This is a genomic window from Altererythrobacter chaiwopuensis (genome assembly GCF_054957755.1).
The window spans coordinates 1-271 of sequence record NZ_JBTXJG010000021.1; the positions used below are offsets into that span (position 1 = coordinate 1).

Annotated in this window: 1 protein-coding gene; it reads left to right on the forward strand. The window is 58.3% G+C overall.

Annotation, left to right across the window (positions count from 1 at the left end; genetic code table 11):
* Nucleotides 1-30: 30 nt before the first annotated feature.
* Nucleotides 31-271: hypothetical protein (locus ACX2DJ_RS13020; RefSeq protein ID WP_462573168.1), on the forward strand; the 241-nt coding region annotated here is incomplete at its 3' end.

Consider the following 271-nt stretch of genomic DNA (forward strand, 5'->3'; position numbering starts at 1 on the left):
GCCGCCGCTGGCTATGGCAAGACTACCACGATGCTTCAGTATTTTGATCACGCGGTCGCGCAAGGAGCCATCGTTGCATGGGTCTCGTTGGACGAGCAGGACAGAGATCCGTACAGCTTCCTTGAATCGGTGATCCTCAGCTTCGAAACAGCGCAGGCCGGGATCGGAAAGACAGCGCTCGCCTGGTTACGCAACGGCGGAACGAATGTGGTCGACGCCGTGCTTGCTGCGCTTTTTAATGAAATCGCCGCCAAGTCGACCCTGGTGGTGC